Annotated in this window: 22 protein-coding genes and 4 pseudogenes; 23 read left to right on the plus strand and 3 right to left on the minus strand. The window is 43.5% G+C overall.

Translation table 11 applies throughout. The features are described 5' to 3' along the window. The 8 genes and pseudogenes from EAE92_RS18140 to EAE92_RS24725 form a co-directional block, all read left to right on the plus strand. Window positions 1-428: Tox-REase-5 domain-containing protein (locus EAE92_RS18140; RefSeq protein WP_246545281.1), on the plus strand; the 428-nt coding region annotated here is incomplete at its 5' end. Between the two features lie 12 nt (window positions 429-440). Further along, window positions 441-1,163: an Imm52 family immunity protein gene (locus tag EAE92_RS18145; RefSeq protein WP_214069100.1), complete on the plus strand. Its 723-nt coding sequence runs from the start codon at window positions 441-443 to the stop codon at window positions 1,161-1,163. Between the two features lie 75 nt (window positions 1,164-1,238). Beyond that, window positions 1,239-1,334, plus strand: a pseudogene (locus EAE92_RS24720) (PAAR domain-containing protein); the annotation flags it as partial. 47 nt (window positions 1,335-1,381) lie between these two features. Further along, a pseudogene (locus EAE92_RS18155) lies at window positions 1,382-1,549 on the plus strand (zinc ribbon domain-containing protein); the annotation flags it as partial. Between the two features lie 184 nt (window positions 1,550-1,733). Then, the gene (locus EAE92_RS18160; RefSeq protein ID WP_214069101.1) at window positions 1,734-2,729 is read left to right on the plus strand and encodes an ABC transporter ATP-binding protein; all 996 of its coding nucleotides are present in this window, start codon (window positions 1,734-1,736) and stop codon (window positions 2,727-2,729) included. Window positions 2,730-2,826: 97 nt separating this feature from the next. Continuing rightward, window positions 2,827-3,519 (plus strand): ABC transporter permease, encoded by a 693-nt coding sequence (locus EAE92_RS18165; RefSeq protein ID WP_246545282.1) that lies wholly within the window; start codon window positions 2,827-2,829, stop codon window positions 3,517-3,519. A gap of 4 nt (window positions 3,520-3,523) precedes the next feature. Further along, entirely contained in the window at window positions 3,524-4,306 is a 783-nt protein-coding gene (locus EAE92_RS18170; RefSeq protein WP_214039309.1) for an ABC transporter permease, read from the plus strand. Window positions 4,307-4,349: 43 nt separating this feature from the next. Next, a complete protein-coding gene (locus EAE92_RS24725; RefSeq protein WP_338046869.1) occupies window positions 4,350-4,487 on the plus strand; it encodes a PAAR domain-containing protein in 138 nt (45 codons plus the stop codon). Window positions 4,488-4,888: 401 nt separating this feature from the next. Here EAE92_RS24725 and EAE92_RS25445 read toward each other — a convergent pair whose 3' ends face one another. Further along, window positions 4,889-5,260: an MFS transporter gene (locus EAE92_RS25445; protein WP_422616066.1), complete on the minus strand. Its 372-nt coding sequence runs from the start codon at window positions 5,258-5,260 to the stop codon at window positions 4,889-4,891. Here EAE92_RS25445 and EAE92_RS18175 point away from each other — a divergent pair. After that, a pseudogene (locus tag EAE92_RS18175) lies at window positions 5,225-5,382 on the plus strand (ISKra4 family transposase); the annotation flags it as partial. The gene EAE92_RS25445 and the pseudogene EAE92_RS18175 sit on opposite strands and share 36 nt — an antisense overlap. A 283-nt stretch (window positions 5,383-5,665) precedes the next feature. Here the strand turns inward: EAE92_RS18175 and hmpA are convergent. Further along, window positions 5,666-6,859 (minus strand): annotated as a pseudogene (hmpA, locus tag EAE92_RS18180) (NO-inducible flavohemoprotein); the annotation flags it as partial. 365 nt (window positions 6,860-7,224) lie between these two features. On the opposite strand from hmpA, the gene glyA reads away from it, so the two are divergent. The 5 genes from glyA to treC all read left to right on the plus strand — a co-directional run bounded on the left by glyA (window position 7,225) and on the right by treC (window position 14,258). Further along, window positions 7,225-8,478, plus strand: a complete 1,254-nt coding sequence (glyA, locus tag EAE92_RS18185; protein WP_214069103.1) for a serine hydroxymethyltransferase — start codon at window positions 7,225-7,227, stop codon at window positions 8,476-8,478. 185 nt (window positions 8,479-8,663) lie between these two features. Further along, window positions 8,664-9,809: a 3-phenylpropionate MFS transporter gene (locus EAE92_RS18190; protein ID WP_214069104.1), complete on the plus strand. Its 1,146-nt coding sequence runs from the start codon at window positions 8,664-8,666 to the stop codon at window positions 9,807-9,809. Between the two features lie 74 nt (window positions 9,810-9,883). After that, window positions 9,884-10,831, plus strand: a complete 948-nt coding sequence (gene treR, locus EAE92_RS18195; RefSeq protein ID WP_105399116.1) for a trehalose operon repressor TreR — start codon at window positions 9,884-9,886, stop codon at window positions 10,829-10,831. 148 nt (window positions 10,832-10,979) lie between these two features. Next, a complete protein-coding gene (treB, locus tag EAE92_RS18200) occupies window positions 10,980-12,401 on the plus strand; it encodes a PTS trehalose transporter subunit IIBC (RefSeq protein WP_110091962.1) in 1,422 nt (473 codons plus the stop codon). A 195-nt stretch (window positions 12,402-12,596) separates the two neighbouring features. Beyond that, window positions 12,597-14,258, plus strand: a complete 1,662-nt coding sequence (gene treC, locus EAE92_RS18205) for an alpha,alpha-phosphotrehalase (protein WP_214069105.1) — start codon at window positions 12,597-12,599, stop codon at window positions 14,256-14,258. Between the two features lie 101 nt (window positions 14,259-14,359). Here treC and suhB read toward each other — a convergent pair whose 3' ends face one another. Beyond that, window positions 14,360-15,163 carry an inositol-1-monophosphatase gene (gene suhB / locus EAE92_RS18210; protein ID WP_065390276.1) on the minus strand — a complete coding sequence of 268 codons (804 nt, stop codon included), beginning with the start codon at window positions 15,161-15,163 and terminating at the stop codon, window positions 14,360-14,362. Between the two features lie 132 nt (window positions 15,164-15,295). On the opposite strand from suhB, the gene trmJ reads away from it, so the two are divergent. From trmJ to iscX, 9 genes are all read left to right on the plus strand, one after another. Continuing rightward, the gene (gene trmJ / locus EAE92_RS18215; RefSeq protein WP_046395937.1) at window positions 15,296-16,021 is read left to right on the plus strand and encodes a tRNA (cytosine(32)/uridine(32)-2'-O)-methyltransferase TrmJ; all 726 of its coding nucleotides are present in this window, start codon (window positions 15,296-15,298) and stop codon (window positions 16,019-16,021) included. 87 nt (window positions 16,022-16,108) lie between these two features. Next, on the plus strand, window positions 16,109-16,603 hold the full coding sequence (gene iscR / locus EAE92_RS18220) for a Fe-S cluster assembly transcriptional regulator IscR (RefSeq protein WP_046395938.1): 495 nt from the start codon (window positions 16,109-16,111) through the stop codon (window positions 16,601-16,603). A gap of 49 nt (window positions 16,604-16,652) precedes the next feature. Next, window positions 16,653-17,867, plus strand: a complete 1,215-nt coding sequence (locus EAE92_RS18225) for an IscS subfamily cysteine desulfurase (protein WP_214069106.1) — start codon at window positions 16,653-16,655, stop codon at window positions 17,865-17,867. 24 nt (window positions 17,868-17,891) lie between these two features. Further along, window positions 17,892-18,278, plus strand: coding sequence for a Fe-S cluster assembly scaffold IscU (gene iscU / locus EAE92_RS18230; protein WP_214069107.1), 387 nt, complete (start codon window positions 17,892-17,894; stop codon window positions 18,276-18,278). Window positions 18,279-18,372: 94 nt separating this feature from the next. After that, window positions 18,373-18,696: an iron-sulfur cluster assembly protein IscA gene (iscA, locus tag EAE92_RS18235; protein WP_036779216.1), complete on the plus strand. Its 324-nt coding sequence runs from the start codon at window positions 18,373-18,375 to the stop codon at window positions 18,694-18,696. Window positions 18,697-18,733: 37 nt separating this feature from the next. Further along, window positions 18,734-19,255: a co-chaperone HscB gene (hscB, locus tag EAE92_RS18240; RefSeq protein WP_214069108.1), complete on the plus strand. Its 522-nt coding sequence runs from the start codon at window positions 18,734-18,736 to the stop codon at window positions 19,253-19,255. A gap of 11 nt (window positions 19,256-19,266) precedes the next feature. Beyond that, window positions 19,267-21,117: a Fe-S protein assembly chaperone HscA gene (gene hscA, locus EAE92_RS18245; protein WP_214069109.1), complete on the plus strand. Its 1,851-nt coding sequence runs from the start codon at window positions 19,267-19,269 to the stop codon at window positions 21,115-21,117. Window positions 21,118-21,119: 2 nt separating this feature from the next. Beyond that, window positions 21,120-21,455, plus strand: coding sequence for an ISC system 2Fe-2S type ferredoxin (gene fdx, locus EAE92_RS18250; RefSeq protein WP_036779209.1), 336 nt, complete (start codon window positions 21,120-21,122; stop codon window positions 21,453-21,455). Window positions 21,456-21,473: 18 nt separating this feature from the next. Then, window positions 21,474-21,674, plus strand: a complete 201-nt coding sequence (gene iscX, locus EAE92_RS18255; RefSeq protein ID WP_214069110.1) for a Fe-S cluster assembly protein IscX — start codon at window positions 21,474-21,476, stop codon at window positions 21,672-21,674. The last annotated feature ends 78 nt before the right edge of the window (window positions 21,675-21,752 follow it).

Below are 21,752 nucleotides of genomic sequence, written 5' to 3' on the forward strand. Positions count from 1 at the left end.
AGGCTTGCCTTGCTATTCCGGTGACAAGTGAAAAATATCGCAAGGTGAGTCGCTGGAGCGCTATCACGATTAACTATCAGCGATTTATTGCGAAAACTCAATATAACCCGCTCACACAAATGATCCAGGAATTTCAATGCCTGAAAGTGACCTTTGATGGCTGGCGGCCGGCATATTGCCTGTTTCTGGAGGCTAAGGCGCGGTATGACCAGTTTTTTAAGGATAATAAACCTAAAAGATGGTGGACAGGCCATTATTCAGCTAGAAATCAAGCAGAAAGGCATCAAACGGTTTGTGATGCACTAGAAGGGGCACCTCACGTGGAATGGCATTTTTTACAGCCGATCAGTTATGAATATTTTAAGGTACTATTTAGTAAATATAAAAATATTAGTGTCCACTATACCCCCTGCGACAATTTAGTTTAATTCGAGGTTAACATGGCAATAATCCGTTTAGAAATCAATGCACGTTATCAACAGCAGGAAACTATTACCGCTAATATGGCATTAATGGACTTGTTTAATATCACACGACAAATTGATATCTTTTTTGGGCAGAAAAAGACTTGGTATTTAACTGGTTACTCTAGAAAACAGGCTCTGCAACATGTTGTGTTTGATGAGCAGGGGCCAACTGACGCTGCTATAAAAAGTTTCGAAAAAGATTATAAGAAAAACTTTCCGGCTCTTATTACTGGCATATGGGATGGTGAAAAGGATGAATTATCTAGCGGAATAGATTATAGCAAAATGCCAAGTGTTCGTCCTAACTGGGTTTGGTTGCAACTGAATCTAAATATTGATAGCCATCAGCTTGATGTATTGCGGTTAATTAATCTGGTTAGCTATCTGGCCTTAAGCCGCAATTTACCCAATATTCAGGTAGAGTCAAATGAATATACCTTAAAAGGCAGGCAGGTTTTCCCTGATCGCTTAAGTGTCGGTTGGATGCTTTACCAGCCCCGTATTATTGATAAGTTCTATCTGCCTATGGCGGAAGATGTGCTTCCTGTGTATCAAAATAATGAACAGGTAGGCACGCTGATTATCACCAAGAAAGGGATTTTTGATGGAAGAAATCAGGAGGATATTGATAAATCTAATGATATTGAAATACAGTTAGTAAATCTGGGATTATTACCATTAATTACCGAAGTTTAATGAGAGGTGATGTTATTTCCAATTGAAAAACGATGGAGAACTTTAATGTCAAAAGCGGTTATTCTGCTGGGTGATATGACAGATCATGGCGGTAAGATTATTACCGCTATTGATAAATATACTCACAATGGTATTCCCATAGCAGGTAAAGAAGATTTGGTGGCGTGTCCTCAGTGTAAAGGTGTCTTTCCTATTATTCAGGGGGCTGACTCTTTCAAAACAAGCGGATCTGGCCATGTCCTTGCTGTGGTGTCGAGCATGATCGTGATATCAACGCGGCGCTCAACATCGAGCGCAAGGGCATACAGGAATTACAGGCGGCGGGACTCGTCGTTTCTGCCCACGGAGGCCAGCGTAAATCCATTGCATCGACGGTTGCGGCCTGAGAAGTGGGAAGCCTTGCCGTTTACGGTGGGGAGCAGTCACTAGAGGTCTACCTGAGGAAGCTTGGGAAGACGTTTTTTGTAACAACGCACTCGGACTCTATGGACTCAGGATAGAACAAGAGACGAATAGACGATTGGTGCGAGTGGTTGAAAGTTAGTCTAATAATTTAATTAGCGGATTTCTATGAGCATTATTCGAGTAAGAGATTTGAGTAAATCCTACAGTATTTACTCAAAGAACCCTGGTCTGTTGGGCAGTTTAAAGTCGTTCATTAAAAGAGACTATTCAGTCGTACAAGCGGTAAAGGCGATCAATTTCTCCATCGGAGAAGGAGAAATTGTGGGTTTTCTCGGGGCGAATGGGGCGGGAAAAACGACTACTATGAAGATGTTGGCTGGTATCATTCTACCCTCTTCTGGTGATGTTAAAGTTTTGGGACATACGCCTTATGAACGTAGGAACGAATATTTAAAGTCAATATCATTTGTAGCTGGACAGAAACAGCAACTCGCTTGGGATCTTACGCCTAATGATTCCTTCATACTCAATAAGGTTATCTATGATCTCGAAGATAATGAATTTTTCAGATGTCGTGACGAACTGGTTGAACTGCTTTCTATTCGTTCAGTGATTAACAGACCGGTTCGTAATTTGTCTCTCGGTGAGCGTATGAAATGCGAATTAGCTTTATCATTGCTACATAAGCCAAAGGTTTTGTTCCTGGATGAACCCACTATTGGGTTAGATGTTAACATGCAGCGCATCGTCCGAGAATTCATTCTGCATTATAATCAGACGTATAAAGCAACAATTCTCTTGACTTCTCACTATATGGCGGATGTAGAAGCACTTGCGCGACGTGTTGTCATCATCAATTCGGGAGAGATTGTCTACGATGGGCAGCTCTCGCATTTAATTGAAAAACGTTCACCCAAAAAGATTGTAAAGGCTAGTCTTTCAGGTCCGATTAGTCCAGAGCTGAGTTCATTACCCGGCTTGCTATTCTATGATGGTCACGATATTGAATTGATGGTGGAGCGTGACACATTATCTTCTGCAATGACAAGGTTGATGTCGGAACGAGTCGTTCTTGATATCTCGATCCATGATGAACCGATAGATCGTGTGCTGGAGGGGTATTTATCCTCGAATGGTGAGTTTAATGTGCAAATCTTTTAAGCGGACTCTACAGTTATGGAGGGTGCTCATTGGTCAATCTTTCTCTCAGGCTATTGCATATCGAGCGCAGTCGATGGTTTGGATGATAGGTGGTGTAATGCCCATTGCTGTGATGTTAGTTTGGCTTAGTTTGGCAGATGGAGGGGCTATTGGCGGTTATACGCCCAGCGATTTTGCGGTTTACTTTCTTTCCATTTACTTGGTGCGTCAATTAACGTCCATTTGGGTAATGCAACGCTTGGATCGTGATATTCGCCGAGGGGAACTCTCTATGTTATTGCTGCGTCCTGTGTCTCCTCTTTATTGCTATATTGCGGATCATGTGGGACAGATGATTGTTAGAGGACCGATTATATTAGTGGTTTTTATTTCTGGTATCGTTTTAACTGGTAATTTGCAACGCTTGGATATCTGGAGCTTTTTGTTTTTTTTACCTTCACTTATGCTTGCTTGGATTATCATTTTCCATCTTTATTATTGTCTAGGCTTGTTGGCTTTTTGGATTAATAACGCAATGGCATTTGACCCATTGCTTTGGGCGCTTTATACGATACTTGGGGGATCCCTCATTCCTCTTGATTTATATCCGTCTGGTATCGCAGGATTATTGAAAGTTTTACCTTTTGCATCGGCAATCGATTCTCCAGTGCAAATAATATTAGGAAAATTAGATCGTGGAGAATTATTGACCAGTTTTTTGATGCAGTTATTCTGGGTTATAGCGCTCATGTTAATTCGTGTTTTGCTATGGTCGGTAGGATTAAAAAAATATACGGCTTCAGGAGCCTAACTAAATGCGGTACGGTTTATTATTATTGGTGTTAATAAGGAATTCTTTCGTCTTAGAGCTTGAATTTCGGCTTAATGCTTTAGTCAACTTGATTAATTCCTCCCTTGCTTGCCTGCTGGCTTTGCTTGTTTTAACGGGGTTCTTCGGTCAAGTATCCCAAGTAGGAGGGTGGAGTTTCAATCAAATGGTTGCTTTACTTGGCGTGACTCTCATTGTGGAATCATTAATCGATAGCTGGTTATTTCCGAGTATCCACTCTTTATCTGAATACATCAGGCGAGGTGACTTGGATTTTATCCTTATTCGCCCCGTCGACCCTCAGTTTTTTATCACATTTCATCGTTTTAATGTGTGGGATGGTGCAAATTTCGTCGTTGGATATATAGTTGTTCTGGTTGCTATGTATCAACAAGATGCTTTGATATTTTCAAACTTCATGCAGTTTAATTTGACACTATTATTGGGTGCGTGCATTTTCTATTCTCTGTTTATGTGTTCAAATCTCATCGCTTTTTGGTTCACTAAAGTTTCTGATGTATGGATTATTTGCTATTCTCTCATGGATATGGGACGGTTTCCTGTCAGTGCTTATCCTGGTGCTATGCGATTCGTTCTGAGTTTTATATTACCAATTGTTTTCGTAAGTAATGTGCCTGCGCAAGCTGCTTTGGGAATGCTTAATTTTGGCACGTTGGCTATGGCTTTTATGTATGCATTAGGGGCGTTATTTTTCACCCGATACCTTTGGCTTAAAGCGCTATCAAGATATAGTAGCGCAAGTAGTTGATGAGATGTATTTAAGGAAAATGGAGGGTAAATTCACATAATAAGTGCATAAAGGTATTTTTCCTATTATTCAGGGTGCTAGCTCTCTAAAATATAAAGGAAAACCTATTGCGCTTGAAGGAATGCAAACAGCCTGTGAGGTAAACTTGATTGCCAGTCAGAGTAACGGCCTATTCCAATAGGACTATTTTATTTGCCCTTCTTTGCCATAAAGAGCGAACCTAGGTAGTGCTCAGACAAAAGCATGAGCTTTTGAACGCACTTTTAGTGCGGCCCGTAGGGTGAGCGAAGCGAGTCATCCTCACGTATTACATTCTGCATTCATGCTCTCACTATGATTGCGTTTTATGCTTCGACATTAAATGATGTTTTAAATAAGGGGTTAATTGTTCCAATAGATTACTATTAGATTGGGCTATAGTAAGTTCTTCCCAGCCATCAGTGGACAGTATAAAAACCGTTGAGAGAATTATGGTCATCTCATCCGTGGGAGTTGACGAGTTATACCCGTTAGCTTTGAATACACCTAGTTCAGTATGTATTCTGCTGATTTTGAATGGCAGAAGTGACGTTGGTAATTTCATCAAAAATCATCCTTCAATGGTATGAAGTAGAAAGAAATTGTAAGAAAAAGCGTAAATGCTAATGTTATATAGAAGAGATAACCGTAGCCAATCACTTGATAAATAGCGCCTCCCATAAGACCTCCCAAGCATAACGCACCCCAAGAGAAAAGTCTGTAAATAGCATTAGTCCTCGAAAATATACTCTCCGGTATTAATTTCTGTCTGTAAGTTACAGCAATACAACCCCAAAAACCCATACCACAGCCGAGTAAAAAAACGGATAAAAGCATTGCATAGATAGTATGATTCAGCGCTATAACAAGGGTAGATAAAAATGCCAATCTCAGTGAAATGGATACGTCAGAAACCGGGACGACAGAAAACACCATTTTGAAATCATCGCCGGAAAATCATTCATGGCTAATGTCCCGACCAAACGTTTTGGTTTTGTGCAATGTCTGGAAGATCACTCAGAAGAAAACTCATAGCCCAGCTATCTTCACAGGGTATTGTTCACTATTCATTTATAAGAACGGTCTGCAACAATTACGCCTATTGGGATAGGCGCTAAATTTACCCATGACTCTTGAAATCAATGGAGCTGACGTCCGATAAGGCTGGCTCCATGATAAACAAACTCTATAAAGTCTCTAAGATAGTGATGAATTGGTTTTTCAGTCACATTAAGCATATTCAATATACATGAATATTGAATATCAGAGCCTATAAATTAAAGGTGGTTTCTGTTCACTTCACTTTATTGGCTATTATCACCGTAATATTAAGCTGAAAATTTAAATCACCTTATGTGGGCCAAAACATTCATAGTGAATAAATTGTTTATCAATTCCTATATCCAATAACTGCTTCGCTACATATTGCATAAAGGGGACAGGACCACAGAAATAGAAATGCATTCCCTCTGTTTTCAACGCCTCATTCAAAACTGCCAGATCCATAAAACCTTGGTGTTGATAATGAATACCTTGTTGATCTTCATCCCTTGGTTCACGGTACCAAATTGTGCTAGCAAAATTTGGCATTGCCTGCGCCATTGTTGCGACTTCATTGTTAAATGCGTGATGGCCGCCGTGTTCCGCCGCATGTAACCAGTTAATCTGGCTGTTGTGATTTTGTTGGTGGAGGTGATGCAACATACTCATCATGGGGGTCAGGCCAACGCCCGCAGAAATTAAAGTAACCGGTGTTTCTGGTTTAATATCAAGGAAAAAATCACCGCGTGGGGCGGCCAGCCAGACGGTATCGCCTTCTTGCATCTTATCGTGCATATGGTTGGAAACGATTCCTTGTGGCTCACGTTTGATGGCAATCCGATAGCTGGAACCATTTGGTGCTGCCGTCAGTGAATACTGGCGAATTTCTCGGTTGTCAAAACTATCATCTGCCAGATAAATACTCAGATACTGGCCAGGTTTGTAATCCATCACTTTCCCGCCATCTTGAGGCACAAATTCAAAGCTGCAAATCACTTCACTTTTTACCTCTTTCCGGCTGATACGGAATGGACGCAAACCACGCCAGCCGCCATCTGTTGATTCACCGCTATGATAGATTTGCTCTTCACGATTGATAAAAACATCAGCCAGCACGCCATAAGCTTTCCCCCAGGCGTTCAGAATTTCACTTCCCGGCTGGAACATTTCATCCAACGTTGCCAACAGGTGAGTGCCGACAATCTGATAATGCTCTGGTTGAATATTCAGACTAGCGTGTTTATGCGCGATTTTTTCCACTGCCGGTAGTAGTACCTCTAAGTTATCAATGTTGGCTGCATAGGCACAGATCGCATTGAACAGGGCTTCACGTTGATCGCCGTTAAGTTGATGGCTCATATTAAAAATGTTTTTTAACTCAGGGTTATGTTTAAACATCCGCTCATAGAAGTGGGCTGTCAGTCTTGGTCCGGTAGCAGAAAGTAATGGAATAGTTGATTTGACAGTTGCAATAGTTTGGCTATCCAGCATGGTGAAACTCCTGAATTTCTTTCAAGTGATAATGAAATTTATAACATGTATTTTAAATGCAACTTATACCCTTTTGGGGATTTTGTAAATATAGAATGTGGTCTTTATGGTGAAAAAAATATTCATAAAAGATATTTACACTAAGGAAAGGACTACTTTAGGTCATAAATTCCAACCAAAGAGGAAAAATGCAGCGTAATTTTCATTCTTCTATTTAAAACAGATATCTTGCTTGTGACAGGCATGCAATCGTTTGCGTAAAATATTTTGTCAAGACTATCTCATTCGGTGAAAAGGGTTTACACTGTGTGCCATTCGGCCCTTTAGGGTGTTGTTTGAAGAGAAGTTAGCTGAGTCAGGAGAACCCAATGTTAAAGCGTGAAATGAATATTGCTAGTTATGATCCCGAACTATGGCAGGCGATGGAGCAGGAAGTTGTTCGTCAGGAAGAGCATATCGAGTTAATTGCTTCTGAAAACTATACCAGCCCAAGAGTTATGCAGGCACAGGGCTCTCAACTCACTAACAAATATGCTGAAGGTTATCCGGGTAAACGCTACTACGGCGGCTGCGAATATGTAGATGTTGTTGAACAATTAGCTATCGATCGCGCTAAGGCGCTGTTTGGTGCTGATTATGCCAACGTTCAGCCACACTCTGGTTCTCAAGCGAACGCGGCGGTTTATATGGCGTTGCTGCAACCGGGCGATACGGTTTTGGGGATGAATTTAGCGCATGGCGGTCATTTGACTCACGGCTCTCCGGTTAACTTCTCTGGTAAGTTATATAACGTTGTGCCTTATGGCATCGATGAGAGCGGTAAAATCGATTATGACGATATCGCGGCACAAGCTCAAAAACACCAGCCAAAAATGATTATCGGTGGTTTCTCCGCTTACTCCGGTGTGGTTGACTGGGCGAAGATGCGTGAAATCGCAGATAGCATTGGCGCTTATTTGTTCGTTGATATGGCGCACGTTGCTGGCCTAATCGCCGCAGGAGTATACCCTAACCCGGTTCCTCATGCTCATATCGTCACTACTACGACGCATAAGACACTGGCCGGTCCACGTGGTGGTTTGATCCTGGCGAAAGGTGGCGATGAAGAGCTGTATAAAAAACTGAACTCTTCTGTATTCCCTGGTTGTCAGGGCGGGCCTCTGATGCATGTTATCGCGGGTAAAGCGGTGGCATTGAAAGAGGCAATGGAACCAGAGTTCAAAGCGTATCAACATCAGGTTGCTGATAACGCGAAAGCTATGGTTGAAGTGTTTTTGGCTCGTGGTTACAAAGTGGTTTCTGGCGGTACGGAAAACCACCTGTTCCTGCTGGATCTGGTTGATAAAGAGATCACGGGTAAAGATGCCGATGCTGCGTTGGGCCGTGCAAATATCACGGTAAACAAAAATAGCGTGCCGAATGATCCGAAGAGTCCATTTGTGACTTCTGGTGTGCGTATCGGTACGCCTGCGATTACCCGTCGTGGTTTTAAACAAGCAGAAGCGCGTGAATTGGCTGGCTGGATGTGTGATGTATTGGATAACATCAATGATGAGGCGACCATTGAAACAACTAAGCAGAAAGTTTTGGCTATTTGCGCGAAATATCCGGTTTACGCATAAATTAAAATTTCAATAAATCATTACAAAACCTGCTCCGGCTAACATTGTTTGCTTAAGTAAGATATTGAGGTGTGATGTGTGGATTTTCCCCCGGGAATATCCACTCCAAGATAACTCTCGATATCTAGTTTCTTGAGTTAACTAAGTTAGGGGTGGGTTTTTTGCATTTTTTACCAGGGGGATTAATGGTTATTCGATCGACGCGCTGGTTGGCGTTAGATTACTTCACATATTTCTTTTCTTACGGGATATTTTTACCTTTCTGGGCAACTTGGCTCCAGGGTGAAGGTATAGAGTACGATATGATAGGGATTATATTAGGTGCAGGCTTGATTTCCCGTTTCTTGGGCAGTTTATTAATCGCGCCTACAGTTAAAGATCCCGCAAAACTTATTTTTGCGCTGCGTATATCGGCATTGATAACCTTTATTTTCATTGTTGGTTTTACATTAGGAAATCATTGGGCTTGGCTCCTGTTTGTCATGGTTGGTTTCAACCTATTTTTTTCGCCGATGATGCCATTGAGTGATGCGTTAGCGGGAACATGGCAAAAACAATTTCCTTTTGATTACGGCAAAATACGGGTTTGGGGTTCAATTGCCTTTATTATCAGTTCAGCATTAACCGGGGAACTAATTTCTGTCTGGGGGCATCGTGCCATCCTCATCACGATATTGTTTAGCATCTTCTCTACCTTATTGGTGACATTACTTAGGCCCTCTATCATGCCGATTGGGGAAACCAAATCCGCCAAAGTGGATGTCGTGTCATTTAAACAGTTGTTGTCTGAAAAATCGGTACGCCGATTCCTGTTATGTGTGGCTTTATTGCAGGGCGCCCACGCGGGATATTATAGTTTCAGTGCAATTTATTGGGAAAGCGCAGGCTATTCTGCCTCGGTAGTCGGTTATCTCTGGTCATTGGGCGTAGTGGCTGAAGTGATTATTTTTACTTTGAGTAATAAATTATTTCGACGCTGGAGTGCTCGTAATCTTCTGTTGCTTTCTGGTATATGTGGTGTCATTCGCTGGGGATTAATGGGAACATTCATCGCATTACCGGTGTTGATTATCATTCAAATCTTGCATTGTGGCACATTCACTGTCTGCCATTTGGCGGCGATGCGTTTTATCAGTGCGAGAAAAGAAGGGGAAATTGTGCGTTTGCAAGCGGCTTATTCCGCGTTGGCAATGGGAGGCGGTATCGCTGTCATGACGGTAATTGCCGGATTTATGTATGATTATCTGCACAGTGGGATTTTCTGGATGATGGCCTTAATTGCTTTTCCTGCTATTTTTCTGCGGCCGCAGGTTAAAGCTTATAATTATTAACAATATAAATTTAGTGTCTTGCAATATTTTTGCAAGACACTAACTGCCTCTTAATAATGTTTTTATGAGATATCATGTCGAATAAATTAACAATAAAAGATATCGCTCGTTTGGCTAATGTCGGCAAATCAACAGTTTCGCGGGTATTAAACAATGAAAATAGTGTAAGTCCACAAGTACGTGAAAGAGTTGAGGCGATTATCCAACAAAATAATTTTGTTCCATCTAAATCAGCAAGAGCGATGCGAGTGAAAAGTGACAAAATCATTGCTTTAATTGTGTCGCGTCTGGGATCTTTTTCAGAGAATTTATCGATAAGTACCATGTTACCTCTGTTTTACCAGCGCGGTTACGATCCGATTATTATGGAAAGTAATTTTGATCTACAGCTTTTACAGGAACATCTACGTCAATTGGCATTGCGTCATGCAGATGGCATTATTTTGTTCGGTTTCACTGGATTGTCAGAAGAACTCCTCTGCCCCTGGCGTGACAAAATAGTGGTATTTGCCCGCGAATATACGGGTTTTTCTTCTGTATGTTATGACGATATCGGTGCTGTGCGTTTATTGATGAATGAATTCTATCGGCGGGGGCACAGAAATATCAGTTTTCTTGGTGTAGATGATTGTGATACCACGACAGGTTTTCTTCGCCATCAATCTTATCTGAATTATTGTCAACAGAAGGGGTTGCGTTCGCTTTCCGTCCAATGTGATTTAAGCTATCAGAGTGGGTTTCAGTATGTTAATAAGGTATTGAGAGAGAAGACAACAGCTTTAATCTGTGCAACCGATAGTTTGGCTTTAGGTGCATATAAATATTTGCAGCAAAATAATCGGGAAGATATACAAATAGGTAGCATTGGTAATACACCTTTGTTGAACTTTTTATACCCTAACACGCTTTCTATTGATCTGGGTTATAGTGAGGCAGGTAAATATGCAGCTGGTCAATTAATTGCTCAGATAAACCGGCAATACCCTAAAAAACAAGTAATCATTCCGAGTAAGTTGGCTTAAAAATAAGAAATATTGCCGTTTCAATGTGATCTTCAACCCATTTTTGGGAACGTTCCCATGACAAGCATAACCAAATGATATTAGGATGAAATTAGTTTACTAAGCATGCTAATTAGTAATTGATATTCACTTATGATGACTGGCTGTTATGAAAAACAAAATAAATTCCAAAGATATAGAAAAACTAATTACATTAATCGGTGGTTGTGAAAATATAGCCAGTGTAAGTCATTGTATTACCCGATTGAGGTTTGTATTAGTTGAACCAGTTAAAGCCAAGCCGGATGAGATAAAGAATTTACCGATGGTTAAGGGCTGTTTTACCAATGCAGGGCAATTCCAGGTAGTGATAGGCACGAATGTTGGCGATTATTATCAGGCGTTAAATAGTTATCTTGGTCAATCTGAATTGAACAAAAAAGATAAACAGCAGGTTGAGAAGAAAAATATGAAGTGGCAAGAGCGCTTCATTTCTAAGTTTGCGGAGATATTTTTTCCTCTCTTACCAGCATTAATTAGTGGCGGACTTATTCTAGGTTTCCGTAACATTATTGGTGACATTCCTTTTAGTGAAGGTAAAACTTTAGCTCAAACATATCCTATTTGGAAAACAATATATGATTTTCTGTGGCTGCTAGGAGAGGCAATATTCTTCTATCTGCCAGTGGGTATTTGTTGGTCGGCGGTTAGGATGATGGGCGGAACACCAATATTAGGTATTATATTGGGAGTAACGCTGGTCTCGCCGCAATTAATGAATGCTTATCATTTAGGGCAACAAATCCCTGACATATGGAATTTTGGCCTGTTCACAATTGGAAAAGTGGGTTATCAGGCGCAGGTTATTCCGTCACTTTTGGCGGGCGTTACTTTGGGGTGGATTGAAGTTCAGTTAAAGCGGGTGGTTCCTAGTTATCTCTATTTAGTCATTGTTCCGGTAGTCTCGTTAATATTGGCGACTTTCTTAGCGCATAGCCTTATTGGGCCATTTGGTCGGTTAATGGGGGATGGAGTTGCTTGGGTTGTTAAGGCATTGATGACGGGAAGTTTTGCGCCTATTGGCGCGGCTTTATTTGGATTCTTTTACGCGCCGTTGGTGATTACAGGTATCCATCAAACCACATTAGCCATAGATATGCAGATGGTGCAGAGTATAGGAGGAACACCGATATGGCCTATTATCGCATTATCCAATATTGCCCAAGGCTCCGCGGTTGTTGGTATTATTTTAATCAGTAAAAAGCATAATGAACGTGAATTATCCGTACCTGCGGCTATTTCCGCCTATCTGGGCGTCACTGAGCCGGCAATGTACGGTATTAATATCAAATATCGATTCCCTATGCTCTGCGCCATGATTGGTTCTAGTTTAGCCGGGTTGATTTGTGGGTTGGGTGGCGTATTGGCAAACGGTATCGGTGTAGGTGGTCTGCCGGGTATTCTTTCGATCAAACCACAATTTTGGCTAATTTACGCATTAGCTATGCTTGTCGCCATCATTGTTCCGTTGATTCTCACGACTGTTATTTATCGCAGGAAGAATATGACTGGTATGTTAGCTGTTGAATAATGCGGTTAAGTTTTCATAAATAACAGATATAAAAATATACCCTATGGATTTCAAGATGGATCGCGACGGCAAGGGAGCATAGATAACTATGTGACCGGGGTGAGTGAGCGCAGCCAATAAAGAGGCGACTTGAAAGATGACGGGTATAACCATGTGGTTATTCAATTCAGGAAATATATTGAGAAGGTGTTTTTGATGGACAAAATCATTCCGTGGTGGTTACAAGGCGTCATCTATCAGATATATCCTAAGAGTTTCCAGGATACTACGGGTAGCGGAACGGGCGATCTTAACGGCATTACTTATCGGCTTGATTATTTGAAGAAATTGGGCGTAGACGCTATTTGGGTGACGCCTTTTTACCGCTCGCCGCAGGTAGATAACGGCTATGATGTCGCTGATTATTGTGCGATTGATCCGGCTTACGGCTCAATGGATGATTTTAAGCGTTTGGTTGATGAGGCGCATCAACGTGATATCCGTGTCATCGTAGATATTGTTTTCAACCATACATCGACTCAACACCCTTGGTTTAAACAAGCACAGGATATTGATAGCCCTTATCGGCAATATTACATTTGGCGGGATGGGGAACTTGGGACGCCGCCCAATAATTGGGCGTCAAAATTTGGCGGCAATGCTTGGGCGTGGCATGAAGCAAGCCAACAGTATTATTTGCACTTGTTTGCTGTTGAGCAGGCCGATCTAAACTGGGAGCATGAACCTGTACGGGCTGAACTGAAAAAGATTTGCGAATTCTGGGCTGGCCTTGGTGTTGATGGTTTCCGTCTGGATGTCATTAACTTGGTTTCTAAGCAGCAAGACTTCCCTGAATCAACTCAGGGAGATGGGCGTCAGTTCTACACTGATGGCCCGCGTATTCATGAATTTCTGCAAGAAATGAACAGAGAAGTATTCCAGCCAGCCGGAGTGATGACGGTCGGGGAGATGTCTTCTACCTCGCTGGAACATTGTCAACGCTACTCTTCATTGGATGGTGAAGAGTTGTCGATGGTTTTTGCTTTCCATCACTTAAAAGTCGATTACCCTAATGGTGAAAAATGGGTTGCGGCGCCGCCTGATTTTATTGAATTGAAGAAAATTTTTGCCAAGTGGCAGCAAGGCATGCACGAACGGGCATGGAATGCGCTTTTCTGGTGTAATCACGATCAGCCGCGTATTGTTTCACGCTTTGGCGGTGAAGGTGTTTGGCGGGCGCCGTCCGCCAAAATGTTGGCGATGGTACTGCATGGCATGCAGGGAACCCCTTATATCTATCAAGGGGAAGAACTGGGAATGACTAACCCTCATTTTTCGCATATTGAAGAGTATCGGGATATAGAAAGTTTAAATATTTATCAAGAGAAGATTGAGCAGGGCAGTGATAAACAGCAAATCTTATCGGTCTTAGCGAAGAAATCTCGTGATAATGGGCGAACGCCGATGCAATGGGATGCGACTCCCAATGCCGGGTTTACTCAAGGGAAGCCGTGGATAGCGTTGAATAGTGATTACCAGGCTGTGAACGCTGAAAATGCCATCCAGGATGAGGATTCAGTTTTCCATTGTTATGCCCGCTTGATAAAACTGCGTAAAACATATCCGGTATTGACTTATGGCAGCTATGAAGATTTGTTGCCGTCTCACCCTTGGCTATGGTGTTATGTTCGCCGTTGGGAAAACCAAACGTTGTTGGTTATTGCTAACCTCAGCGCAGAAGTGCAAGGGTGGTCGCTGGATGCTTCTTTATCCCACTGTTCATGGGTGAAATTGATGGGGAACTATCCTGAAAACCAGTTACCTGTAGAAAATATGCAGCTACAGCCTTATGAAGCTGTTTATTGGTTGGCGGAGTAACAACGGTCTTTATTGCTAGTTAAATCAATCGCAGAGTAGACCGCATTTTTTGCGGTCTACCTAAAATACCGTCTTGCAATTCTATTTAGAATTCACTTGAATTAACGTTTCAATGCTTCTGATAATTCATCACGCATTTCGGCCAGAATGTCTTTAACAACGCGTGGATTACCTGCGACAAGGTTGCCGGAATGAATGTAATTATGACCGCCAACGAAATCAGTTACGATACCGCCAGATTCACGAACTAACAGCTCGCCGCCCATAAAATCCCACGGTTTTAGGCCAATTTCAAAGTAACCATCTACCCGACCAGCCGCAACATAAGCCAGATCCAGTGCAGCGGAGCCTGTACGACGGAAATCAGCGCAACGAACAAATAATTTACCCAAAGTATTAATAAAAACAGTGGAATGATGTTTTGCTTTGAATGGGAAACCTGTTGCCAGAATAGTGCCATCCAGATCGCGGGCATTGGTGCCACGCAAACGGTAGCCATTCAACTGTGCCCCTTGACCGCGGGTTGAGGTGAAAAGTTCATTACGCATTGGGTCATAAACAACCGCAACTTCAGTACGGCCTTTAATGCGTACCGCAATAGAAACGGCGAAGTGAGGGAGGCGTTTGATAAAGTTGGTCGTGCCATCCAGTGGATCGATTACCCATTGAATATCAGCCTCTTCGCCTAGCAGCTCGCCACTCTCTTCGGTAATAATCGAGTGTTTGGGATAAGATTTGCGAATAACGTCGATAATGAGCGCTTCTGCGGCTTTGTCAACATTGGTAACAAAGTCATTATTGCCTTTTTGGCTCGCTTCAACCGCATCAGGAGTTTCATAGTTTTTAGCAATTAGGTTGCCAGCTTTACGCGCAGCGCGTATGGCGATGGTCAGCATCGGATGCATGGGATATCTTCCACCAGGATGTTAAAGAACGGGTAATTAATCGGCGCATAGTATAGCAGTAATTCGGAAAAATACTAATGTTGTGTTAAGATATTTGGTTCTTATAACCATCCAGACTATTCAGAAGTTGCCATGTTAGAAAATATCCGCATTATCCTGGTTGAAACTTCCCACACCGGGAATATGGGGTCAACCGCCCGGGCAATGAAAACAATGGGATTAACTAATCTTTATTTGGTTAATCCACTGGTTCAGCCAGATTCTCACGCGATTGCGCTTTCTGCTGGCGCCAGCGATGTTATTGGTAATGCGACGATGGTCGATAGTTTGGATAAAGCGCTGGCCGGTTGTGGATTGGTGATTGGCACCAGCGCCCGTTCAAGAACGTTATCATGGCCGATGGTTGAACCTCGTGAATGTGGTGAACGCAGTGTTCAGGAGGCTGAACACGCGTCGGTTGCCATTGTTTTTGGCCGTGAGCGGGTAGGGTTGACCAATGAAGAATTGCAGAAGTGCCATTATCATCTGAATATCCCAACTAATCCGGATTACGGTTCGTTAAATCTGGCGATGGCGGTTCAGCTTGTCAGTTATGAAATCCGTATGGCTTATTTAGCGCGTCAGGATAAAAATGAGCAAAAAACCGATGAAGTGGAATATCCATTAGCTGATGATATGGAACGCTTTTATCATCATCTTGAACGTGTATTAAATGATTCCGGTTTTATTAGAAAAGCGCATCCCGGCCAGATAATGAATAGATTAAGGCGGCTTTTTACCCGTGCCCGGCCAGAGATGCAGGAACTGAATATTCTGCGTGGTATCTTGTCCTCCGTTGAAAAATGGGCGAAGAAATAGTTGAGTAAATTACTAGGTTAAATAGTTGACTAAAATACTCAGGAATGACACAATTTCGCTCATATTTCACCACGGGGTAATTCATTTATGAGATTGACATCTAAAGGGCGTTATGCGGTAACTGCCATGCTTGATGTGGCGTTGCACTCACAAGAAGGCCCGGTACCACTGGCCGACATTTCTGAACGTCAGGGTATTTCCCTCTCCTATCTTGAACAGTTATTTTCTCGCTTGCGCAAAAATGGTCTGGTTTCAAGTGTCCGTGGTCCGGGTGGTGGTTACTTATTGGGCAAAGATGCCAGTGAAATTGTTGTTGCCGAAGTGATTTTCGCAGTTGATGAATCGGTGGATGCTACCCGTTGTCAGGGTAGAGAAGGGTGTCAGGGCGGTGATCGCTGCCTGACTCATGCTTTATGGCGCGATTTAAGTGATCGTATTACCGGTTTCCTGAGCAGTATCAGTCTAGAAGAATTAGTCAATAACCAAGAAGTATTGGACGTTGCTGGTCGCCAGGATAACGATAAACGCCGTGTACCTAACGGTAGACCACAAGAAACAATTAATGTCAATCTGCGCCCATAAGCAGAGCTTGTGATGAATTGAAGTATTAGAAGTAGGGAGCATGTGAGCAATGAAATTACCAATTTATTTAGATTACTCAGCAACGACGCCGGTTGATCCGCGTGTTGCTGAAAAAATGATGAACTATCTGACCAGGGACGGGATATTTGGTAATCCCGCTTCTCGTTCACACCGTTTTGGCTGGCAGGCCGAAGAAGCGGTTGATATTGCCCGTAATCAGATTGCTGATTTGGTGGGTGCGGACCCGCGAGAAATTGTTTTTACTTCTGGCGCAACGGAGTCTGACAATCTTGCCATCAAAGGCGCGGCTAATTTTTACCAGAAAAAGGGCAAGCACATCATCACCAGCAAAACCGAACATAAAGCGGTTCTGGATACTTGCCGTCAATTGGAACGTGAAGGGTTTGAAGTCACTTATTTGGCACCTCAGAGCAACGGGTTGATTGATTTAAACGATCTGGAAGCCGCGGTGCGTGATGACACCATTCTGATTTCTATCATGCATGTTAACAATGAAATTGGCGTGGTGCAGGATATTGCCGCCATTGGTGAAATGTGTCGCAGCCGCGGTATCATTTTCCATGTTGACGCCACTCAGAGCGTAGGCAAACTGCCAATTGACTTAACCAAACTGAAAGTCGATTTGATGTCTTTCTCCGCCCATAAAATTTACGGCCCGATGGGGATTGGCGCACTGTACGTTCGCCGTAAACCACGTATTCGTATTGAAGCACAGCAACATGGCGGCGGCCATGAACGTGGTATGCGCTCTGGTACTTTGCCTGTTCATCAGATTGTGGGTATGGGTGAAGCTTATCGCATTGCCAAGCAGGAAATGGAGAGTGAATCCCAGCGTCTGCGTGGCCTACGGTTGCGTCTGTGGCACGGTATCAAAGATATCGAAGAGGTCTTCCTTAACGGAGATTTGGAACACGGCGCGCCGCATATTCTGAATGTCAGCTTCAACTATGTTGAAGGTGAATCATTGATGATGTCATTAAAAGATCTGGCGGTTTCTTCGGGTTCTGCATGTACTTCCGCCAGCCTGGAGCCATCCTACGTACTGCGTGCGTTGGGGATGAATGACGAACTGGCTCACAGCTCTATCCGTTTCTCTTTAGGGCGCTTTACGACAGAAGAAGAGATCGACTACGCCATTGAACTGATTCACAAATCTATTGGCCGCCTGCGTGAACTTTCTCCACTGTGGGAAATGTTTAAACAAGGTGTGGATCTAAACAGTATCGAATGGTCTCATCATTAATCAGACGGTTTCAGGAGTAACAACATGGCTTACAGCGAAAAAGTAATTGATCACTATGAAAATCCACGTAACGTCGGCTCTTTCGATAATGAAGATCCAACGGTTGGCAGCGGCATGGTCGGCGCCCCTGCGTGTGGCGACGTGATGAAACTGCAAATCAAAGTCAATAATGAAGGCATTATTGAAGATGCGCGTTTCAAAACTTACGGTTGCGGTTCTGCGATTGCTTCCAGCTCTTTGGTCACGGAATGGATGAAGGGTAAATCTCTGGAGCAAGCGGAAGCGATTAAAAATACTGAAATTGCCGATGAATTAGAACTGCCGCCGGTGAAAATCCACTGTTCTATTCTGGCAGAAGACGCGATTAAAGCAGCGATTGCGGATTACAAAAGTAAACGACAGGGCAGATAACGGCCCTTAATAATAAGAAGAAATTTGGTGGATACTGGTTGTTGCATATCATCCGGTATCCGCCTTTGCTGGTTTTAATAAGTGAGGTTGTTGTATGTCAATTTCCCTTACAGAAAGTGCTGCGCAACGCGTTTCGTCATTCCTGAGTAACCGTGGAAAAGGTGTTGGTTTGCGTCTGGGCGTCAGAACATCAGGCTGTTCAGGTATGGCCTACCTGCTTGAATTTGCTGATATGATTAACGAAGACGACACAGTGTTTGAAGATAAGGGTGTCAAAGTTATCGTAGATGGCAAGAGCATGGTCTATCTCGACGGTACAGAGCTGGATTTTGTTAAAGAGGGCCTTAACGAAGGCTTTAAATTCAACAACCCAAATGTTTCCAGTGAATGTGGTTGTGGAGAGAGTTTTAACGTTTAATTCCGTTTTTCGGCCAAATCCAGAGTAAGTTTAGATTATGGACTATTTCACTTTATTTGGGCTGCCGGCTCGTTATGCTGTTGATCGTGAGCAACTGGCAAGCTGTTATCAAGAATTGCAACGTCAGTTTCATCCGGATCGCTTTGCTAGTCAGCCAGAGCGTGAAAAAACGCTGGCGTTGCAGCAAGCCGCGACTATCAATGACGGTTATCAAACACTCAGACATCCACTGAAACGCGCTGAATACATGCTCTCTCTACATGGTTTTGATTTAGCCAATGAACAGCACACCATGAGTGACAACTCTTTCCTGATGGAACAGCTCATGTTGCGGGAAGAGTTGGAATGTATTGCCAGCAAAGCTAATCCAGAAGCGGCATTGGCGGATTTTGCGGCTCGCCTGAGTGGGATGATTAAAACCCGCAGTCAGCAAATGGTGCGGCAATTGGATGAACAGCAGTGGGAACCAGCAGCCGATACGGTGCGTAAATTACGTTTTCTGGATAAATTGCAACAGCAGGTTGAGCAGCTGGAAGAACGTTTACTGGACGACTTTTAAGGAAAGCGTATATGGCTTTATTACAAATTAGCGAGCCGGGGTTATCCGCTGTACCACATCAACGTCGTTTAGCCGCCGGTATTGATTTAGGTACGACGCATTCATTAGTTGCCACTGTTCGCAGCGGGCAAGCGGAAACATTGATGGATAGTGAAAATCGTTACCTGCTTCCCTCAGTTGTTCGCTACCATGAAAAGGGGCTTGAAATTGGTTGGCAGGCCCGTCGACAGGCGGTACATGATCCCGCTAATACCATCAGCTCAGTAAAACGTATGATGGGGCGCTCTCTGGCTGACATTCAGCAACGTTATCCAAATCTTCCTTATCAATTTCAAGCGAGTGAAAACGGGTTGCCGTTAATCAACACCGTAGTGGGTTTGGTCGATCCTATTCAGGTTTCTTCTGAGATTCTTAAATCGCTGACGCAGCGTGCAGAAGAAACACTGGATGGTAAGCTTGACGGTGTTGTGATCACGGTTCCTGCCTACTTTGATGATGCACAGCGTCAGGGAACAAAAGATGCGGCGCGTTTAGCCGGATTGCACGTTCTGCGCTTGCTTAATGAACCGACTGCCGCTGCGATTGCCTACGGACTGGACTCCGGCCAAGAAGGTGTGATTGCGGTTTATGACTTAGGCGGCGGTACATTTGACGTTTCTATTCTTCGGTTAAGCCGTGGTGTCTTTGAAGTGCTGGCGACCGGTGGCGACACCGCGCTGGGTGGTGATGATTTCGATTTAATACTGGCTGATTGGATTCGTGAACAGGCGGGTATTGGCGACCGAAATGATCATAGCCTGCAACGCCAGTTATTGGATACGGCTACTCAGGCAAAAATCGCTTTGAGTGATGCTGATATTGCAGAGATAAACATTGCCGGTTGGCAGGGTAAAATCACCCGTTGCGAATTTGAAGCCCTGATAACACCATTGATAAAACGGACTTTACTGGCAAGTCGCCGGGCATTGAAAGATGCAGAAGTCTCTGCGGACGAAGTTTTACAGGTGGTTATGGTGGGTGGTTCAACCCGTGTACCGCTGGTTCGTCATAGGGTCGGCGAGTTTTTTGGCCGCGAACCGCTGACTTCCATTGATCCTGATAAAGTAGTTGCGGTGGGGGCTTCAATTCAGGCGGATATTCTGGTGGGTAACAAGCCAGATAGCGACATACTGTTGTTGGATGTGATTCCGCTTTCACTTGGGCTGGAAACGATGGGAGGCTTGGTTGAAAAAATTATCCCACGTAACACAACCATTCCGGTTGCCAAAGCGCAAGAGTTCACCACTTTCAAAGACGGCCAGAGTGCAATGAGCATTCATGTCGTGCAAGGGGAAAGAGAATTGGTAAGTGATTGCCGTTCACTGGCCCGTTTTACCCTACGTGGTATTCCGCCATTACCCGCTGGTGGGGCCCATATCCGGGTTACTTTCCAGGTCGATGCTGATGGCTTGTTGAGTGTCAGTGCGTTGGAGAAATCCACTGGCGTCGAAGCTTCTATTCAGGTGAAGCCTTCCTACGGCTTATCTGATGGAGAGATTGCTCGCATGATAAAAGATTCTATGGCGAATGCTCAGGAAGATCTCAGTGCGCGTAAATTGGCAGAACAAAAAGTTGAGGCGGCGCGAGTACTGGAAAGTGTCACCAGTGCGTTAGAAAAAGATGCCGATCTACTGAATGAACAAGAACAGGCGGCAATTGATGCGGCCGTGGAAATACTTATAACAAGCGTTCAGGGCAATGATCCTGAAATTATTGAAAACGCGATTAAACAACTGGATAAGCAAACGCAGGAATTCGCTGCGCGCCGGATGGATTCATCTGTTCGCCGGGCGTTGGCGGGCCATTCTGTGGACGAGATTTAATTATGCCGAAAATTGTCTTTTTACCTCATAACGATCTTTGCCCTGATGGCGCAGTTCTGGAAGCCAAAGAAGGGGAATCCATTCTGAATGTTGCATTGCGCAATGGGATTGAAATTGAGCATGCTTGTGAAAAATCCTGTGCTTGCACAACTTGCCATTGTATCGTTCGTGAAGGTTTCGATTCACTGGAAGAGAGCTCTGAACTGGAAGATGACATGCTGGATAAAGCTTGGGGGCTTGAACCGGAAAGTCGTCTAAGTTGTCAGGCTAGAGTTTCCGATGAAGATTTAGTGGTAGAAATTCCCAAATACACCATTAACCATGCCCGTGAGCACTGATTGGCAGGAGAAAAATAAATGAGCCTGAAATGGTCCAATAGCCGTGAAATCGGTGAAGCGCTATATGACAAATTTCCTGAGGTAGACCCAAAAGCGGTTCGCTTTACTGATATGCACCAGTGGATTTGTGAGCTGGATGATTTTGATGATGCGCCTGAAAAATCCAATGAAAAGATTTTAGAAGCGATCCTACTTGTTTGGTTGGATGAGTTTGAATAGCAAATCGCATTAATTTGTTATTTATCCGTCATAATTTTGATGTAGGCTGAACTTCAATGAAAAACTGGCTCTGGCCGG

The sequence above is a fragment of the Photorhabdus hainanensis genome, assembly GCF_018448965.1.
Classification (GTDB): domain Bacteria; phylum Pseudomonadota; class Gammaproteobacteria; order Enterobacterales; family Enterobacteriaceae; genus Photorhabdus; species Photorhabdus akhurstii.